Here is a 13,788-nt window from a genome sequence, read left to right on the forward strand (position 1 = left end):
GATATCCGGTCGAGCTTGTGGAATTTGGCACGTAGGGTACGGGCGATCGGCGGGGCGTGTCAATCTCGGCCCGGGCGGGCCTTCAGGATTCGAGGGGCAGGAAGAACGAGAAGGTGCTGCCGGTGCCCGGCCGGCTGCGCACCCAGATGCGGCCGCCGTGGAGCTCCACCAGGTTCTTGGCGATGGTAAGCCCCAGGCCCGAGCCTGCCTCGGTCTTGCGGGTGGGCGGCTCGGCCTGGTGAAACTTCTGGAACACCCGCTCCATGTCCTCGGCCCGGATCCCCCGGCCCTGGTCGGCCACTTCCACCACCGCCGCGGTGATCGTCGCGGTGCCTGGGCCGGGTTCGGCCTGGGGGTTTTCCGGGTCCAGCTGGGCCGTGCGGGTGCGCACCCGGATCGCGCCGCGATCGCTGAACTTCACGGCGTTGTCCAGGAGGTTGTAGAGGATGCGGAGCAGGAGGGTGGGGTCGGCCGTCACCGGCGGCACATCCATGGGCTCGAACGCCAGATCCAGGCCCTTCTCGACCGCCCGGGGCCGCACCGACCGCACCGCCGATGAGACCAGCTCGTTCAGGTCCACGGCCTGGCGCTCGGGCTCCAGGCTGCCGGCCTCGATGTCCTTGAGGCAGAAGATGTTCTCCAGGATGGACTGGAGGTGCTTGCCGTTGGACTCGATCAGCTGCAGGTCGGTGCGGTGCTCGTCGTCGAGCCGTGGCCCCAGTTCCTGGAGGAGCAGCCCGGCGTACCCGATGATCGCGTTGAGCGGGGTCTTCAGCTCGTGGTTGACGTTGTTGAGGAACTCGTCCTTGACCCGGTTGGCCTCCTCGAGCCGCAGGTTCTGGACCTGCAGCTCTTCGAGGGCGGCCTGGAGCTCCCGGGTTCGTTCCTCCACCCGGTCGTGGAGCACCTCGTTCTGGGCCTCCAGCTCCCTTCGGGCCCGACTGAGCTCCCGGTTGAGCTGCTCCAGGCGGCGGGTGCGCTCGCGCACCTGCACCTCGAGTCGGCGGTTGGCCTCGCGAACCCGGTCGAACAGCAGGGCGTGGGACACGGCCACGCCGAGGTGGCTGGCCAGGATCGCCCATGCCTTCGCGTTGTGGAGATCGAGCCCCCCTGCGTCGGGGTGGCTCAGGTTCAGCACGCCCACGCAGCGGCCCTGGACCACCAGGGGGAAGCACGCCAGGGATCCCACCGCCACCCCGTCGGACCGCGGCGCGAACCGCGGATCCTCGGCCGCCCGGTCCAGCAGGGCCGGCTGCCCGGCCGCGGCGCACCAGCCGGCCACCCCCTCGCCCACGGTGAACATGGCTCGGGGATATCCCCGGAACCCGTAGTAGGCCGGGGCCCGATCCGTGCGGGACCCGGCCACGGCCAGCACCAGCTCCCCCTCGGCCTCGGACAGGAGCAGCACCGAGGCGTTCTGGGCCTTGGACAGCCGGAACACCAGGGTCAGCGCGTAGGAGATCAGGCGCTCCAAATCGGCCGAGCGCTCGAACAGGGCCCCGAGGTCCCGGAGCACGGCCAGCTCTTCGATCCGGGCCTCCAGTTCCCGGGTGGTGGACCGGAGGGCCCGCGCGTAGAGCTCCTGCTTGCGTTCGGCCGAGGGCATGGCGTCGGACATGGGCGGATCTCCCGGTGTTTCAGACGAGGGCGTCCACGAACGCCTCGGCAGCGCCCCGCCGCGCTTCCAGGTGGTCGGCCAGGTCCTCCATCAGGGCCTGGGGGACCTCGGTGTCGGCCGGGGTGCCGCCGGCCGCAGCGTTGGCCGCTGCCAACAGGGCTTGGGCCTGCCGCAGGTCGGCGCGCAGGGTCGGGCCGTGATGGAACCCGACCAGGGCCGTCGTGGAAGGAGGAAACCCCCAGGCCGAAAGCAGGGTCTCGCCGGCCGTGCCGTGGTGCTCCCCGAACCGTCCCGCCTCCTCCCCCCGGAGCTCGGGGCCCTTGGCGCGGGCCAGCAGCTCGGAGTACTCCTCCGGGACCTGGGCCAGGAACCAGATCTTTCCCACGTCATGGAGGAGCCCGGCCAGGAACAGGGCGTCGGGGTGGAGCCCGACGTCGTCGGGCCGGCGCCGGGCCAGGTATCGGGAGCCTTCGGCGGTGAGGTACGCGTGGATCCACAGGCCCCGCACCGACTCGGGAGGGGCGTCGCGCCACAGGTCCAGCACGCCGGTGGCCAGGGCCAGGGCCTGCACCGTGACCCCTCCCAGCAGCACCACCGCCTGCTCCAGCCGGTCCACCCGGCGGGCGAACCCGTAGTAGGCCGAGTTGGCGAGCTTGAGAACGCGCGAAGTGACCGGAGGGTCGTGTTCCAGGGCCTGGACCACGTCCGCGATGCGGTAGTCGGGCGAGGCGAACAGGGTGACGATGCGGGCCGCCACCGCGGGCAGGGTGGGCAGGGACGAGGGGGGCTCGGCGAGGCGGCGGGCCGTCCCCATCAGGCGCAGGCCCCTTCTCGGGCGGGCGGAAAGTGGAGCCGGAAGGTGGTGCCTTGGCCGAGCAGGGTGCGCACCTCCACCCGCCCGCCCAGGTCGTCCACGATCTGTTTCACGATGTAGAGCCCGAGCCCGGTGCCCTGGCCCTTGGGCTTGGTGGTGAAGAACGGCGTGAACAGCCGGTCCCGGAACTCCGGCGGGATCCCGATGCCGGTGTCGGTGACCGACACCACGATCCGGTCCCCCTCGAGGGCCACCTTCACCAGGACCTGGGCCTCGGCGTCGGGGTCGCGCGCCAGCTTGGCCCGCACGGCCTGGGCCGCGTTGCGAAGCAGGTTCACCAGGGCGTGCTGCAGGTGGTCGGGGCTCGCCTCCAAGGGGGGCAGGCCGGGCTGGATCTCCACCACCAACGAGATGTGGCTTTTGCGGAACTCGTGCTGGGTGACCAGCACCGCCTCCTCCACCGCCTCCTTCACCGACAGGATCACCCGGTCGCCGTCCGAGGGTCGGGCGAACGAGGTCAGGCCCGAGGCCAGGCGCTGGAGCCGGGCCGCGTTCCGGTAGATGATCTCCAGGTGCCGGCGCAGGGGGCTGTCCTCCGGGGTCCGGGCCAGCAGGAGCTCCACCGACGCCGAGATGCTGGCCAGGGGGTTGTTCAGCTCGTGGGCGAACCCGGCCGCCATCTCGCCGATCGTGGCCAGCTTGTCGCCGTGGCGCATCCGCTCGTGGGTGACCTGCAGCTCGGTCAGGCTCGACTCCAGCCGGTCCACCAGCCGGCGGGCGTGCTCCCGCAGGTACACCCGCTCGTCGGCCGGCTGGATCCGGTCCCTTCGGCCGCGGATGTACGAGCGGATCTGGTCGGGGAAGTTCTCGGGGGAGATGGGCTTGGGGATGTAGCCGTCGCACCCGGCGGCGAGGGACCGCTTCCGGTCGTGGGCCATGGAGTTGACCGTGACGGCCACCACGGGGATGCGGTCGAAGCCGGGCAGCGCCTTGAGCTTGGTGGCGGTCTCGTACCCGTCCATCCCCGGAAGGTTGATGTCGAGCAGGATCAGATCGAGGCGCTCCCGCTCCTCCATGGCCCGCCGCACCCCCTCGAAGCCGTCGCGGGCGTGGAGCACCTCGTATCCTTGATCCCGCAGCATCCGTTCCACGAGCCTGTAGTTTGCGGGGTTGTCTTCCACGTACAGGATACGGTGAGCAACGGACACGTTCTCTCTCCGCGGTGACCCCCCGCGGTGAACGGAACGGCCGCATTGTAACGGCGGCTCAAAGAACTGTAAAGAAAGAATGTGGCCTACGTGCAGCCGGACGAAAAAAGCCCCGCCCACCGGCCGTTCGCGCGAAGGAACGGCGTCGCGGGCGGGGGCGCCGACGTTCCGAAACCCCGCGGCATGTTTCGCGTTTTCAAAGAAACTTTACCTTTGACTCCGACCCCGGCGGCGTGTACAAGTACGGGCTTTCCCATGACGATCACGGACCAAACGGAGGACACATGGCAGAGCGGAAGTACGACATCGCGGTGATTCCGGGGGACGGCACGGGACCCGAGGTGATCGCCCAGGCCCTGCGGGCCCTGGACGCGTGCGCGAAGCGGTTCGGGTTCGCCTACGAGACGGTCACCTATCCGTTCGGCGGGGACCACTACTTGAAGACCGGCGAGACGCTCCCCGACGGCGCCATCGACGAACTGCGCCGGGCCGACGCGATCCTGCTGGGCGCGATCGGACACCCGGACGTGAAGCCCGGCATCCTGGAGCAGGGCATCCTGCTCAAGCTCCGGTTCGCCCTGGACCAGTACGTGAACCTGCGTCCCGTCAAGCTCTACCCCGGGGTGTACACCCCCATCAAGGACAAGGGGCCCGACGACATCGACTTCGTGGTGGTCCGGGAGAACACCGAGGGCCTGTACGTGGGGGCGGGCGGGTTCCTCAGGAAGGGCACTCCCGACGAGGTGGCGATTCAGGAGTCGATCAACACCCGCAAGGGCGTGGAACGGTGCATCCGGTTCGCGTTCGAGTACTGCCGCCGCCGGAACCGCCGGAAAAAGCTGACCCTGGTGGGCAAGACCAACGTGCTCACCTACGCCTTCGACCTGTGGGAGCGAACCTTCAACGAGGTGGGCGCCGAGTACCCGGACGTGGAGCGCGACTACGCCCATGTGGACGCCGCCTGCATGTGGATGGTAAAGAACCCGGAGTGGTTCGACGTGGTGGTGACCGACAACATGTTCGGCGACATCATCACGGATCTGGGCGCCATGGTGCAGGGCGGAATGGGCATCGCGGCCGGCGGGAACATCAACCCGGAGGGGGTGAGCATGTTCGAGCCCATCGGAGGGTCCGCGCCCAAGTACACGGGCAAGAACGTGATCAACCCCCTGGCGGCCGTGTGCGCGGCCGGCATGATGCTCGACACCCTGGGCGAGGTCGAGGCCGCCCGGGCGGTGGAGGAGGCCGTCCAGTGGGTCACCTCCACCAAGCTCGAGAGCCTGGCGGCCGGCCGGATGGGATACACCACGACCGAGGTGGGCGATCTGGTGGTGGGACGGATCCTGGGTGGCGGGAACGAATAGGACGACGACTCCGTATCCGAGCCGGAAAGCGCGACCGGTGCCGCCGTGGGCGGGGCCGGCCGTGGCGCTGTTGATCCTCGGGGCGGCGGGGTGCACGGGACGGTCGATCCGGCCGACCGACGCGGACCCGCCCCTCCGGCGGGTGACCGCCAGGGTGGTGCGGCCGGCGCCGGTGGACCTGTACGACCGGCGGCTGGAGACCGTGGCCGTGGTGGCCTTCGAGGGGCCGGGGGGGCGGGATCTGGCGCGGGACCTGGCCCGGAGGCTGGCCCGGACCGGGGCCTTCCAGGTGGTGGTGCCGGACGACATGGAGGAGCGTCTGATGCGCGCCGGGTTGACCGTCCGGTGGGACGAGTCTCCCTCGGCCCTGCGGTGGGTCCACGAGCGCACCGGCGTGGACGCGGTCGTGGGCGGCCGGGTCGTGGAGTTCCGGGTGGAGGGGTTCGAGCAGGAGAAGCAGACCCTGGCTCCGGAGCCCACCGGCGAGTTCGTGTTCGTGCGGACCGAGGAGGGGAAGCTGGCCTACCGGGAGAAGCTGGCCTACCGGCCGGTGCCGCTGTTCTGCCGGACCGACACCGGCACGGTGGGTGCCCGGTACCGGGTCTGGGATCTGCGCCGGGGCGAGGTGGTGGCCACGTTGCCCCGGAAGCTCACGACCCAGGTGCCGTCGTTTTGCTACCGGGGCGACGTGTCGGCCGACCTGATCCGCGAGGCCCAGGGCCGGCTGCTCAAGCGGCTGTTCGGCCAATTGAACCGGCAGGTGCTCGAGTCGCTGGTGCCGGAGCACGAGCGCCGGGACCTGTTCTTCGAGGTGGTGGGCCCGGGGGTGAAGACCTCCCTGGTCCACGCCAACGAGCTGGGAATCCTCCACGCGAGCCAGGGCCGCTGGCGCCAGGCCATCGAGACGTGGGAGGAGTGCGTGCGCCTCGCCCCTGACGCGGCGTGGGCCCGGTACAACCTGGGAGTGGCCCTGGCCGCGGTGGGGCGGCGGACCGAGGCCCGCAAGCAGTTCCAGGAGGCCTGGATCCGAAAGCGGCGGCCGGTGTACCGCCGGACGGCCCGGGAGCTGGGGAGGGGAAGCCTGGAGACCAGTAACCCGGCGACAAATTAGGCGCGTCACCTCGGAGGGCGGGGCAAGGGACCTGCCTCCGGCCGGGCGCGAAGCCGGGCATGAGATTCGCCGCGCAGGCACGGGACTGAAGAGCTGGTTTCATGGCAACTATGTGGGATCCGAACCATTTCGCGGTCCAAGCGTCAGAGGCACTGCGCGGCGAGCTAAGGGGCCGCGCCCGGCTCTCCGACAGGTCCCTTGCCCCTCCGACCAGGGAGCGATAGCGCCTGTTTATCCGCCGGGTTAATAACATTCCAGCCTTCAAGCCTTTGAGCCTTCCAGCGGGCCGGGGGCCCAAAGTTGATGAGGAGTCATGCCATGAAGCGATCGTACAACGTGGCGGTGGTGGGAGCGACCGGGGCGGTGGGCACGGAGATGATCCGGGTGCTGGAGGAGCGGGAGTTCCCGGTGGCGGAGCTGCGGCCCCTGGCCTCGGCCCGGAGCGCCGGCACCGAGGTGCGGTTCCGGGGGGACGAGGTCCGGGTCCAAGAGCTCACCGACCAGAGCTTCGAGGGGATCGACATCGCCCTGTTCTCGGCCGGGGGCTCGGTGAGCGCCCGGTTCGCCCCGGCGGCCGCCGCGGCCGGCGCGGTGGTGGTGGACAACACGAGCCACTTCCGGATGGAGCCGGATGTGCCGCTGGTGGTGCCCGAGGTCAACCCCCACGCCATCGCCGGCTACAAGGCCCGGGGGATCATCGCCAACCCCAACTGCTCCACCATCCAGATGGTGGTAGCGCTCAAGCCCCTGCACGACCGGGCCCGGATCCGGCGGGTGGTGGTCAGCACCTACCAGGCCGTGTCGGGCACGGGCAAACGGGCCATCGAGGAGCTGGAGCGCCAGAGCCGGGAGCTGCTGAACTTCCGCGAGCCCACCCGCCAGGTGTACCCGCACCAGATCGCGTTCAACTGCTTGCCCCACATCGACGTCTTCCTGCCCAACGGGTACACCAAGGAAGAGATGAAGATGGTCAACGAGACCAGGAAGATCTTCGAGGACGACTCGGTGCGGGTGACCGCCACCACCGTGCGGGTGCCGGTGTTCTACGGGCACTCCGAAGCGGTGAACGTGGAGTTCGAGAAGAGGATCACGGCCCAGGAGGCCCGGGAGCTTCTGGAGGCCGCCCCCGGGGTGGTGGTGGTGGACGACCCGGCCGAGAACCTCTACCCCCTGGCCGTGGACGCGGCCGGCAAGGATCCGGTGTACGTGGGCCGGATCCGCGAGGACGAGAGCGTGGAGAACGGCCTGAACCTGTGGGTGGTGGCGGACAACGTGCGCAAGGGGGCGGCCCTGAACGCCGTGCAGATCGCCGAGATCCTGATCCGGGAGTATCTGTGAGGTTGGGAGGCTAGGAGGCTAGGAAGCGGCAAGTAACCCGGCGGCAAAATAGACTCGCTCTTTCTGGGGGGGAGGCATGGGTTTCAGGAACCAGATTTCAGCGGACAGAAGACAGGAAATCCCGAGAAGCAGATCGGTGTCCCGGGGGATTCTCTCGACGCACCGAAGAGCCTTCTCCCTGTCCACCGACTCCTGAATTCTGTCCCCTGATACGGCCGCGCGCGGCTCTCCAGCAGACCCCATGCCCCCCGAGCTTTGGCGCGGTTCGAGAGCCGCCTAGCAGGCCGAAGGCCCCAAACGGTCAGAAACGGAACTTGGCCCGGGTCTTGGCCCGGTGCCGGGACGAGGCGTACAGGTACCCCAGGATCCATCCCCCCAGCAGCACCAGGGCCCCCGAGAAGAACCAGTAGAACCGCTCCCGGGTTTCGAGCCGTGCCGCATAGGTCCGCAGGCGGTCCAGCTCCTGCCGGGCCGCCGCGTTCTCCTGCTCGAGCGCGTCGGCCCGGGCCTTGAGCTGGGCCGCGTTCTTGTGGGCCTCCTTCCACTCGGCGAATTCCTTCTGGACCGCTTCGAGCTTGCGCTCCAGGCTCTGGGCCTGGGAGCCCGAGCGCTCGGCCTTTTGCTTCCACTCGGCCGCCCGTGCCTTCAGGTCTGCCAGCTCCTTGCGCAGACTTCGCAGCTCGGCCTCGGCCGCCTCGAGGCGTGGCCCCTTGGGGGGATCGCCGGAGAGGTACCGGGCCACCACCCAGCCCTCCTGGCCGTCGGGGGTGCGCACCTGGGCCCAGCCCTCCTGCTCGCCCAGCTTTTCCAGCGCCGTGCCCGTGGTCAGCATGGCGAGGATCTTGTACCCCAGGCCCGGGCCCGACCGCAGGGTGATCTCCAGCTGGTCGGTGACATAGAAGGTCTGACCGGCCGAGGCCACGGCCGCGGTGAGCAGCAGGGTCAAGAGCAAAAAAAAGCGTAAGTGGCGCATGGAAGCCCCCTTCGGCCCCTGCGGGGCGGTCTAGAGACGAGTGTGTCGTTTCCGAAATTTCGTGGTTTTCCAAGGGTGGGGCTGGGGGCCCCGCCTCCGCTGAACGGCCTCGCAGGGGCCGCCTCGGTGCGGTCCGCTGCGGCGCGTGAGAGCACGCGCCGCGGCCGCACCGCTCGCGCCGGGCGGCCCGGGCTGCTCGGCCGTCGCGCTTCGCCGGAGCCCCCAGCCCCACCCACGCAATCCGCATACGTTTTTGCGAAACGGAACACTAGAACGTGCTGGAATCGGGGAGGCTTTCAAATTTCTAGCCTCCTAGCCTTTCAGCTTTCTAGCCCTTGAGCCGCCCAGCAGGCCAAAGGCCCCCGACCGAAGACCGTCGGCCGTCGACCGACGACCGAAGTCACATGGATGCGCTTCCTCGGGTCGGGGGCGGCCAGCGGGAACCCCGGTGATTAGCACCCGCGTCGTTTCCCGTCAACACCTCCCGGGGGCGGTGCCGGGCAGCCCAGTCCTTTCCTTGGCGGCCGGGGTTTTGTTACCTTGAGGCGTTTCAGACGGCTGCGGGGAGGGCGGCGGCGACCCCAACGGTTTCGGAGGACGAACGATGGCTGGCCACAGCAAATGGGCGAACATCAAGCACAAGAAGGCCCGCGAGGACGCGAAGCGCGGCAAGATCTTCTCGAAGCTGGCCAAGGAGATCACCGTGGCGGCCAAGCTGGGCGGCGGGGACCCCGAGGGCAACCCCCGGCTCCGGCACGCGATCGACAAGGCCCGTTCCTTCAACATGCCCAAAGACAACATCGAGCGGGCGATCAAGAAGGGGACCGGCGAGTCCGGTGGGGCGGACTACGAGCAGGTGACCTACGAGGGGTACGGTCCCGGAGGGGTGGCCGTGCTGGTGGAGGTGCTCACCGACAACCGCAACCGCACCGTGGGCGAGATCCGGCACGCCTTCAGCAAGAACAAGGGCAACCTGGGCGAGAACGGGTGCGTGGCCTGGCTGTTCGAGTCCAAGGGGTACCTGACCGTGCCCAAGTCGGCCGTGTCGGAGGAGCAGCTCCTGGAGCTCGCCCTGGAGGCCGGGGCCGAGGACGTGCGCGACGGGGAAGGGGTGTGGGAAGTGCTGACCGAACCCGACCAGTACGACGCGGTGCGCTCCGGTTTGGAGCAGGCCGGGGTGCCCATCGAGTCGGCCGAGGTCACCATGCTGCCCAAGAACACCGTGAAGCTCCAGGGCGCCGATGCGGAGCGGATGCTCCGGCTGATGGAGATGCTCGAGGACAACGACGACGTGCAGAACGTGTACGCCAACTTCGACATCGAAGACGCCGAGATGGAGCGGATCGCCGGTTCATGAGGCTGCGGGCCGCGGGCATCGATCCCGGCACGGGGCGCACCGGGTACGGGGTGGTGGAGATCGAGGGAAACCGGCTGCGCCACGTGGCCCACGGGGTCATCGTGACCCGGGCGGCGGACGGCCTGCCGGAACGCCTGGGCCGGATCTACGCGGGCCTGCTGGAGGTGTTCGAGGCGTACGCCCCGGCCGAGGTGGGGGTGGAGGGCATCTTCCACGCCCGCAACGCCCGGTCGGCTCTGACTCTGGGACACGCCCGGGGGGCCGCGCTGCTGGCGGCCCACCAGGCGGGGCTGCGGGTGGTGGAGTACTCGCCCATGCAGGTGAAGCTGGCCGTGGTGGGGTACGGCGCGGCGGACAAGCGCCAGGTGCAGGAGATGGTGCGGCGGCTCCTGGGCCTCGGCCGGGCCGCCCCTGTGGACGCCTCCGACGCCCTGGCCGTGGCGATCTGCCACCTGCAGACGGCCCGGACCCAGCGCGCCTTGGGAGGGCGGGGGTAGAGGTGCGAGGGGCAACGCGGGCGCGCCTTTCCAGCGCCTGTGGCGTGGGGCCCGCGATTCAGGAGTCAGAAGACAGAATTCAGCTCCAGTAGACCGCGAGGCGACCTGTTTGCGAAGAAATAACTCGAACCGATCCCCGCACAGTTTCGGCGGCGGGGCATGGGGTCCGCTTCCGGCCGCGCGCGAAGCCGGGTATTGAGATTCGCCGCGCAGGCACGGGGCACCAACGGTGGTTTCATGGCAGTCCGGCCGGGGATCGAACGGTTTCGCGGTGCGAGCGTTGGAGGCGCTGCGCGGCGAGCTAAGGAGCCGCACGCGGCTCTCCAGCAGACCCCATGCCCCCCGAGACCGTGAGGTGGCGCCAAAGAGGCGGGGCCATGCTTGGAACACTCTGGAATCAAGCAGGTTTTCATGCGTCCTAGCATCCTAGCCTCCCAGCGTCCTAACATCCTAGCTGGCCGAAGGCCAACGACCAACGACCGAAGTTACACGAAAGGCCTCGCATGATCGCTCGGTTGGCGGGTAAGGTGGAGCTGGTGGCCCCGGGGGAGGTGGTGGTCGAGACCGGAGGGGTGGGCTACCGGGTGTGGGTCCCCTTGGGAACCTACCAGGCCCTGTCGCGCCGGCCCGAGGGGTGCCGGCTGCGGGTGGTCACCCTGATCCGGGACGAGGAGATCCACCTCTACGGGTTCCGGACCGCCGAGGAGGAGGAGCTGTTTCGGGCCCTGCAGGGGGTCACGGGCGTGGGGCCGAAGCTGGCGCTGCGGATCCTGTCGGGGTTGGTGGCCGCCGACCTTCGCTCGGCCCTGGCCCGGGCCGACCACGCAGCCCTGACCGCGATCCCCGGGGTGGGTAAGAAGCTGGCCCAGCGCCTGGTTCTGGAGCTGAAGGACAAAATGGTCCCCTCCGAGCCGATTCCTGCGGGAGCGAGCCCGGCCGGCCGGCCCGATCCCTCGTCCGAGGCGGCGGCCGCGTTGGAGGCGCTGGGCTACCCGGCCCGCACGGCGTCCGATGCCGTGCGCCGGGCCCGGGACGAGGGGGCCGAGGGGGTGGAGGAAACCGTGAAGGCGGCGCTGCGCATGCTGGCGGCCCGCCGGTGAGGAGCCCAGGTCCATGACCGAGCCGGACCGGATCTTGACCCCCGAGCCGCTGGCCGAGGACGCGCCCGCCGCGCCCAGCCTGCGGCCCTCGCGCCTGGAGGAGTACATCGGCCAGGAGCGGCTCCGGGCGAACCTCCGGGTGTTCATCGAGGCGGCCCGCCGCAGGGGCGAACCCCTGGACCACGTGCTGTTCGCCGGCCCCCCGGGGCTGGGCAAGACCACCCTGGCCCACATCATCGCCCAGGAGATGGGGGTGGGCATCGAGTGCACCGCCGGGCCGATCCTGGAGCGCGCCGGCGACCTCGCCGCGATCCTCACCAACCTGAAAGAGGGCGACGTCCTGTTCATCGACGAGATCCATCGCCTGAGCCCGGTGGTGGAGGAGATCCTGTACCCCGCGATGGAGGACTTCCAGCTCGACATCCTGATCGGCCAGGGCCCCAGCGCCCGGTCCATCAAGATCGACCTGCCCCGGTTCACCCTGGTGGGGGCGACCACCCGGTCGGGCCTGCTCACGGCGCCCCTGCGGGACCGGTTCGGGGTGGTGGGACGGATGGAGTTCTACACCCCGGAGGAGCTGTGCCGGATCGTCACCCGGTCGGCCGGGGTGCTGGGCATCCCCATTACCGAGGACGGGGCCTGGGAGATCGCCCGGCGTAGCCGGGGCGCGCCCCGGATCGCCAACCGGCTGCTCCGGAGGGTGCGGGACTTCGCCGAGATCCACCACAGCGGCACCGTGACCCGGGAGGTGGCGGACCACGCCCTGGCCGCGTTGGAGGTGGACGCGGCCGGGCTCGACCGGATGGACCGGCGGCTCCTGGCCGCGGTGATCGACCGGTTCAAGGGGGGGCCCGTGGGCATCGACAGCCTGGCGGCCGCGGTGGGCGAGCAGAAGGACACCCTGGAGGACGTGTACGAGCCGTACCTGATCCAGCAGGGGTACCTGGCCCGCACCGCCCGGGGCCGGGTGGCCCTCGAGAAGGCCTACGAGCACCTGGGCCGGCCGCTCCCCGCCCAGGGGAGGCTGTTCTGATGGGCCGCCGTTGGGGGTGGGGGCTGGCGGCGGTGTGGATCGCGGCCGCGGCCGCCTGGGCGGCCCCGCCCCCGGACCACAAGCAGCTCTTCTCGGGCACCTGGTTCCACGCCCCGGTGGCCGACGACGACTGCACGGTGTGTCACACCATCCACCGGGACCCGGTGGGGCCCAACCTCCAGGCGCCGGTGCCGGACCTGTGCTACGGCTGCCACGAAAACATGGCGGCCCGGGACGAGGTGCACGAGCCGGTGGGGGAGGGCCGGTGTACCGACTGCCACCGGGTGCACACGAGCGACCAGCGAAAGCTCCTGGTCAAGCGGGTGCCGGACCTGTGCTACCGCTGCCACCCGGTGGACAAGGAGCACGTGGCCCGCAACACCCTGTGCACCTCGTGCCACGAGGTGCACTCCTCCGACACCGCCCGGTTCCTCAAGGGCGAGCGCACCCGCAACTGCGGCCGGTGTCACGCCGACAAGCGCCGGGGGGAGACCGTGCACCGCCCGGCCCGGGAGGGGAAGTGCCTGATGTGTCACTTCACCCACCCCGACCCCAGGTTCCAGAACCGGGGGCTGCGGGCCGGGTTCCCGCGCACGGCGTACGCGCGGTACGAGAAGGGGGCCTACGCCCTGTGCGACCGGTGCCACCCTCCGGAGCTCCACGCCGACCCCGGCTTTCTGGGCACCCGGTTCCGGACCCGCACCGACAACCTCCACGCCCGCCACGTGCAGGGCGAGCGCGGGGTGACCTGCTCCGAGTGCCACGACGTGCACGCCTCGGACCGGCCCGCCTTGGTGGTGCCGTGGGTTCGGCTGCCCGAAAAGGAACCGGTGCCCATGGGGTTCATCCGGTTCAGCACGGGGGGCACCTGCGGCCCGTCGTGCCACGACACGGCCACCTATGTCCGGGAGGCCCCGGAGGAGGAGCTGCGGTGAGGCGGGCGGCGGTCTGGGCGATCTGGGCGATCCTGGCCGGCGCCCTTGCGGCCGGCGCGGCCGACCGGGTGGACTCGGGACCGGTGTTCCGGTACCTGGGGGCCAAGTGGTGCAAGCCCTGCCACAACCGCAACAGCCCCAACCCCAAGCTGCGGGTGTTCCACGGGTGGGAGGGCTCGGCCCACGCCAAGGCCTGGGAGGTGCTGCCGGACGAGGACAAGGACAACCCCGTGTGCCTGCGGTGCCACACCACGGGGTACGGTCTGCCCCGCCGGGCCGACACCCGCCCCGAGGACCTGCGGGGCGTGCAGTGCGAGGCCTGCCACGGCCCGGGGAGCCACTACTTCCCCTGGCGGATCATGAAGGACCCCGTGGTCTCCCGGGAGCGGGGCCTGGTGATCCCGGACCGGGACGTGTGCATGCGGTGCCACTGGTGAGGA

13 protein-coding genes are annotated in these 13,788 nt (G+C 70.1%); 9 read left to right on the top strand and 4 right to left on the bottom strand.

From position 1 onward, the window contains the following. Positions 1-82 precede the first annotated feature (82 nt). The 3 genes from DEFCA_RS20045 to DEFCA_RS0100470 are packed head-to-tail and all read right to left on the bottom strand — an operon-like array spanning position 83 to position 3,640. Complete coding sequence (locus DEFCA_RS20045) at positions 83-1,618, bottom strand: sensor histidine kinase (RefSeq protein ID WP_025321083.1); 1,536 nt, start codon at positions 1,616-1,618, stop codon at positions 83-85. Between the two features lie 19 nt (positions 1,619-1,637). After that, positions 1,638-2,432: an HDOD domain-containing protein gene (locus tag DEFCA_RS20050; RefSeq protein ID WP_025321084.1), complete on the bottom strand. Its 795-nt coding sequence runs from the start codon at positions 2,430-2,432 to the stop codon at positions 1,638-1,640. After that, the gene (locus DEFCA_RS0100470) at positions 2,432-3,640 is read right to left on the bottom strand and encodes a hybrid sensor histidine kinase/response regulator (protein WP_025321085.1); all 1,209 of its coding nucleotides are present in this window, start codon (positions 3,638-3,640) and stop codon (positions 2,432-2,434) included. The genes DEFCA_RS20050 and DEFCA_RS0100470 overlap by 1 nt, the downstream gene beginning before the upstream one ends. A 284-nt stretch (positions 3,641-3,924) precedes the next feature. Between DEFCA_RS0100470 and DEFCA_RS0100475 the strand changes: the two genes are divergently transcribed. The 3 genes from DEFCA_RS0100475 (at position 3,925) to DEFCA_RS0100485 (ending at position 7,453) form a co-directional block, all read left to right on the top strand. Continuing rightward, entirely contained in the window at positions 3,925-5,004 is a 1,080-nt protein-coding gene (locus tag DEFCA_RS0100475; RefSeq protein WP_025321086.1) for a 3-isopropylmalate dehydrogenase, read from the top strand. Positions 5,005-5,041: 37 nt separating this feature from the next. Then, positions 5,042-6,115 carry a tetratricopeptide repeat protein gene (locus DEFCA_RS0100480; RefSeq protein ID WP_025321087.1) on the top strand — a complete coding sequence of 358 codons (1,074 nt, stop codon included), beginning with the start codon at positions 5,042-5,044 and terminating at the stop codon, positions 6,113-6,115. A 318-nt stretch (positions 6,116-6,433) separates the two neighbouring features. Further along, positions 6,434-7,453, top strand: coding sequence for an aspartate-semialdehyde dehydrogenase (locus DEFCA_RS0100485; RefSeq protein ID WP_025321088.1), 1,020 nt, complete (start codon positions 6,434-6,436; stop codon positions 7,451-7,453). Positions 7,454-7,754: 301 nt separating this feature from the next. On the opposite strand, the gene DEFCA_RS20055 is transcribed toward DEFCA_RS0100485, so the two are convergent. Further along, on the bottom strand, positions 7,755-8,426 hold the full coding sequence (locus DEFCA_RS20055; RefSeq protein WP_025321089.1) for a TIGR04211 family SH3 domain-containing protein: 672 nt from the start codon (positions 8,424-8,426) through the stop codon (positions 7,755-7,757). A 604-nt stretch (positions 8,427-9,030) separates the two neighbouring features. Here DEFCA_RS20055 and DEFCA_RS0100495 point away from each other — a divergent pair. From DEFCA_RS0100495 to DEFCA_RS21855, 6 genes are all read left to right on the top strand, one after another. Continuing rightward, positions 9,031-9,783, top strand: coding sequence for a YebC/PmpR family DNA-binding transcriptional regulator (locus tag DEFCA_RS0100495; protein ID WP_025321090.1), 753 nt, complete (start codon positions 9,031-9,033; stop codon positions 9,781-9,783). Continuing rightward, entirely contained in the window at positions 9,780-10,280 is a 501-nt protein-coding gene (gene ruvC / locus DEFCA_RS0100500; protein WP_029733317.1) for a crossover junction endodeoxyribonuclease RuvC, read from the top strand. The genes DEFCA_RS0100495 and ruvC overlap by 4 nt, the downstream gene beginning before the upstream one ends. Positions 10,281-10,783: 503 nt before the next feature. After that, positions 10,784-11,380: a Holliday junction branch migration protein RuvA gene (gene ruvA / locus DEFCA_RS0100505; protein ID WP_025321092.1), complete on the top strand. Its 597-nt coding sequence runs from the start codon at positions 10,784-10,786 to the stop codon at positions 11,378-11,380. Positions 11,381-11,393: 13 nt separating this feature from the next. Continuing rightward, complete coding sequence (ruvB, locus tag DEFCA_RS0100510) at positions 11,394-12,413, top strand: Holliday junction branch migration DNA helicase RuvB (RefSeq protein ID WP_025321093.1); 1,020 nt, start codon at positions 11,394-11,396, stop codon at positions 12,411-12,413. Then, the gene (locus tag DEFCA_RS0100515; protein WP_025321094.1) at positions 12,413-13,348 is read left to right on the top strand and encodes a cytochrome c3 family protein; all 936 of its coding nucleotides are present in this window, start codon (positions 12,413-12,415) and stop codon (positions 13,346-13,348) included. The genes ruvB and DEFCA_RS0100515 overlap by 1 nt, the downstream gene beginning before the upstream one ends. Next, positions 13,345-13,785 (top strand): multiheme c-type cytochrome, encoded by a 441-nt coding sequence (locus DEFCA_RS21855; RefSeq protein ID WP_025321095.1) that lies wholly within the window; start codon positions 13,345-13,347, stop codon positions 13,783-13,785. The genes DEFCA_RS0100515 and DEFCA_RS21855 overlap by 4 nt, the downstream gene beginning before the upstream one ends. The last annotated feature ends 3 nt before the right edge of the window (positions 13,786-13,788 follow it).

The organism is Deferrisoma camini S3R1, from assembly GCF_000526155.1.
In the GTDB taxonomy this organism is placed as follows: domain Bacteria; phylum Desulfobacterota; class Deferrisomatia; order Deferrisomatales; family Deferrisomataceae; genus Deferrisoma; species Deferrisoma camini.

What these genes read in the sequence shown, in the direction of transcription:
- DEFCA_RS20045 (WP_025321083.1), bottom strand. Translation starts at nt 1,618, where the DNA reads ATGTCCGACGCCATGCCCTCGGCCGAACGCAAGCAGGAGCTCTACGCG.
- DEFCA_RS20050 (WP_025321084.1), bottom strand. Translation starts at nt 2,432, where the DNA reads ATGGGGACGGCCCGCCGCCTCGCCGAGCCCCCCTCGTCCCTGCCCACC.
- DEFCA_RS0100475 (WP_025321086.1), top strand. Translation starts at nt 3,925, where the DNA reads ATGGCAGAGCGGAAGTACGACATCGCGGTGATTCCGGGGGACGGCACG.
- DEFCA_RS0100485 (WP_025321088.1), top strand. Translation starts at nt 6,434, where the DNA reads ATGAAGCGATCGTACAACGTGGCGGTGGTGGGAGCGACCGGGGCGGTG.
- DEFCA_RS20055 (WP_025321089.1), bottom strand. Translation starts at nt 8,426, where the DNA reads ATGCGCCACTTACGCTTTTTTTTGCTCTTGACCCTGCTGCTCACCGCG.
- DEFCA_RS0100495 (WP_025321090.1), top strand. Translation starts at nt 9,031, where the DNA reads ATGGCTGGCCACAGCAAATGGGCGAACATCAAGCACAAGAAGGCCCGC.
- ruvC (WP_029733317.1), top strand. Translation starts at nt 9,780, where the DNA reads ATGAGGCTGCGGGCCGCGGGCATCGATCCCGGCACGGGGCGCACCGGG.
- ruvA (WP_025321092.1), top strand. Translation starts at nt 10,784, where the DNA reads ATGATCGCTCGGTTGGCGGGTAAGGTGGAGCTGGTGGCCCCGGGGGAG.
- ruvB (WP_025321093.1), top strand. Translation starts at nt 11,394, where the DNA reads ATGACCGAGCCGGACCGGATCTTGACCCCCGAGCCGCTGGCCGAGGAC.
- DEFCA_RS0100515 (WP_025321094.1), top strand. Translation starts at nt 12,413, where the DNA reads ATGGGCCGCCGTTGGGGGTGGGGGCTGGCGGCGGTGTGGATCGCGGCC.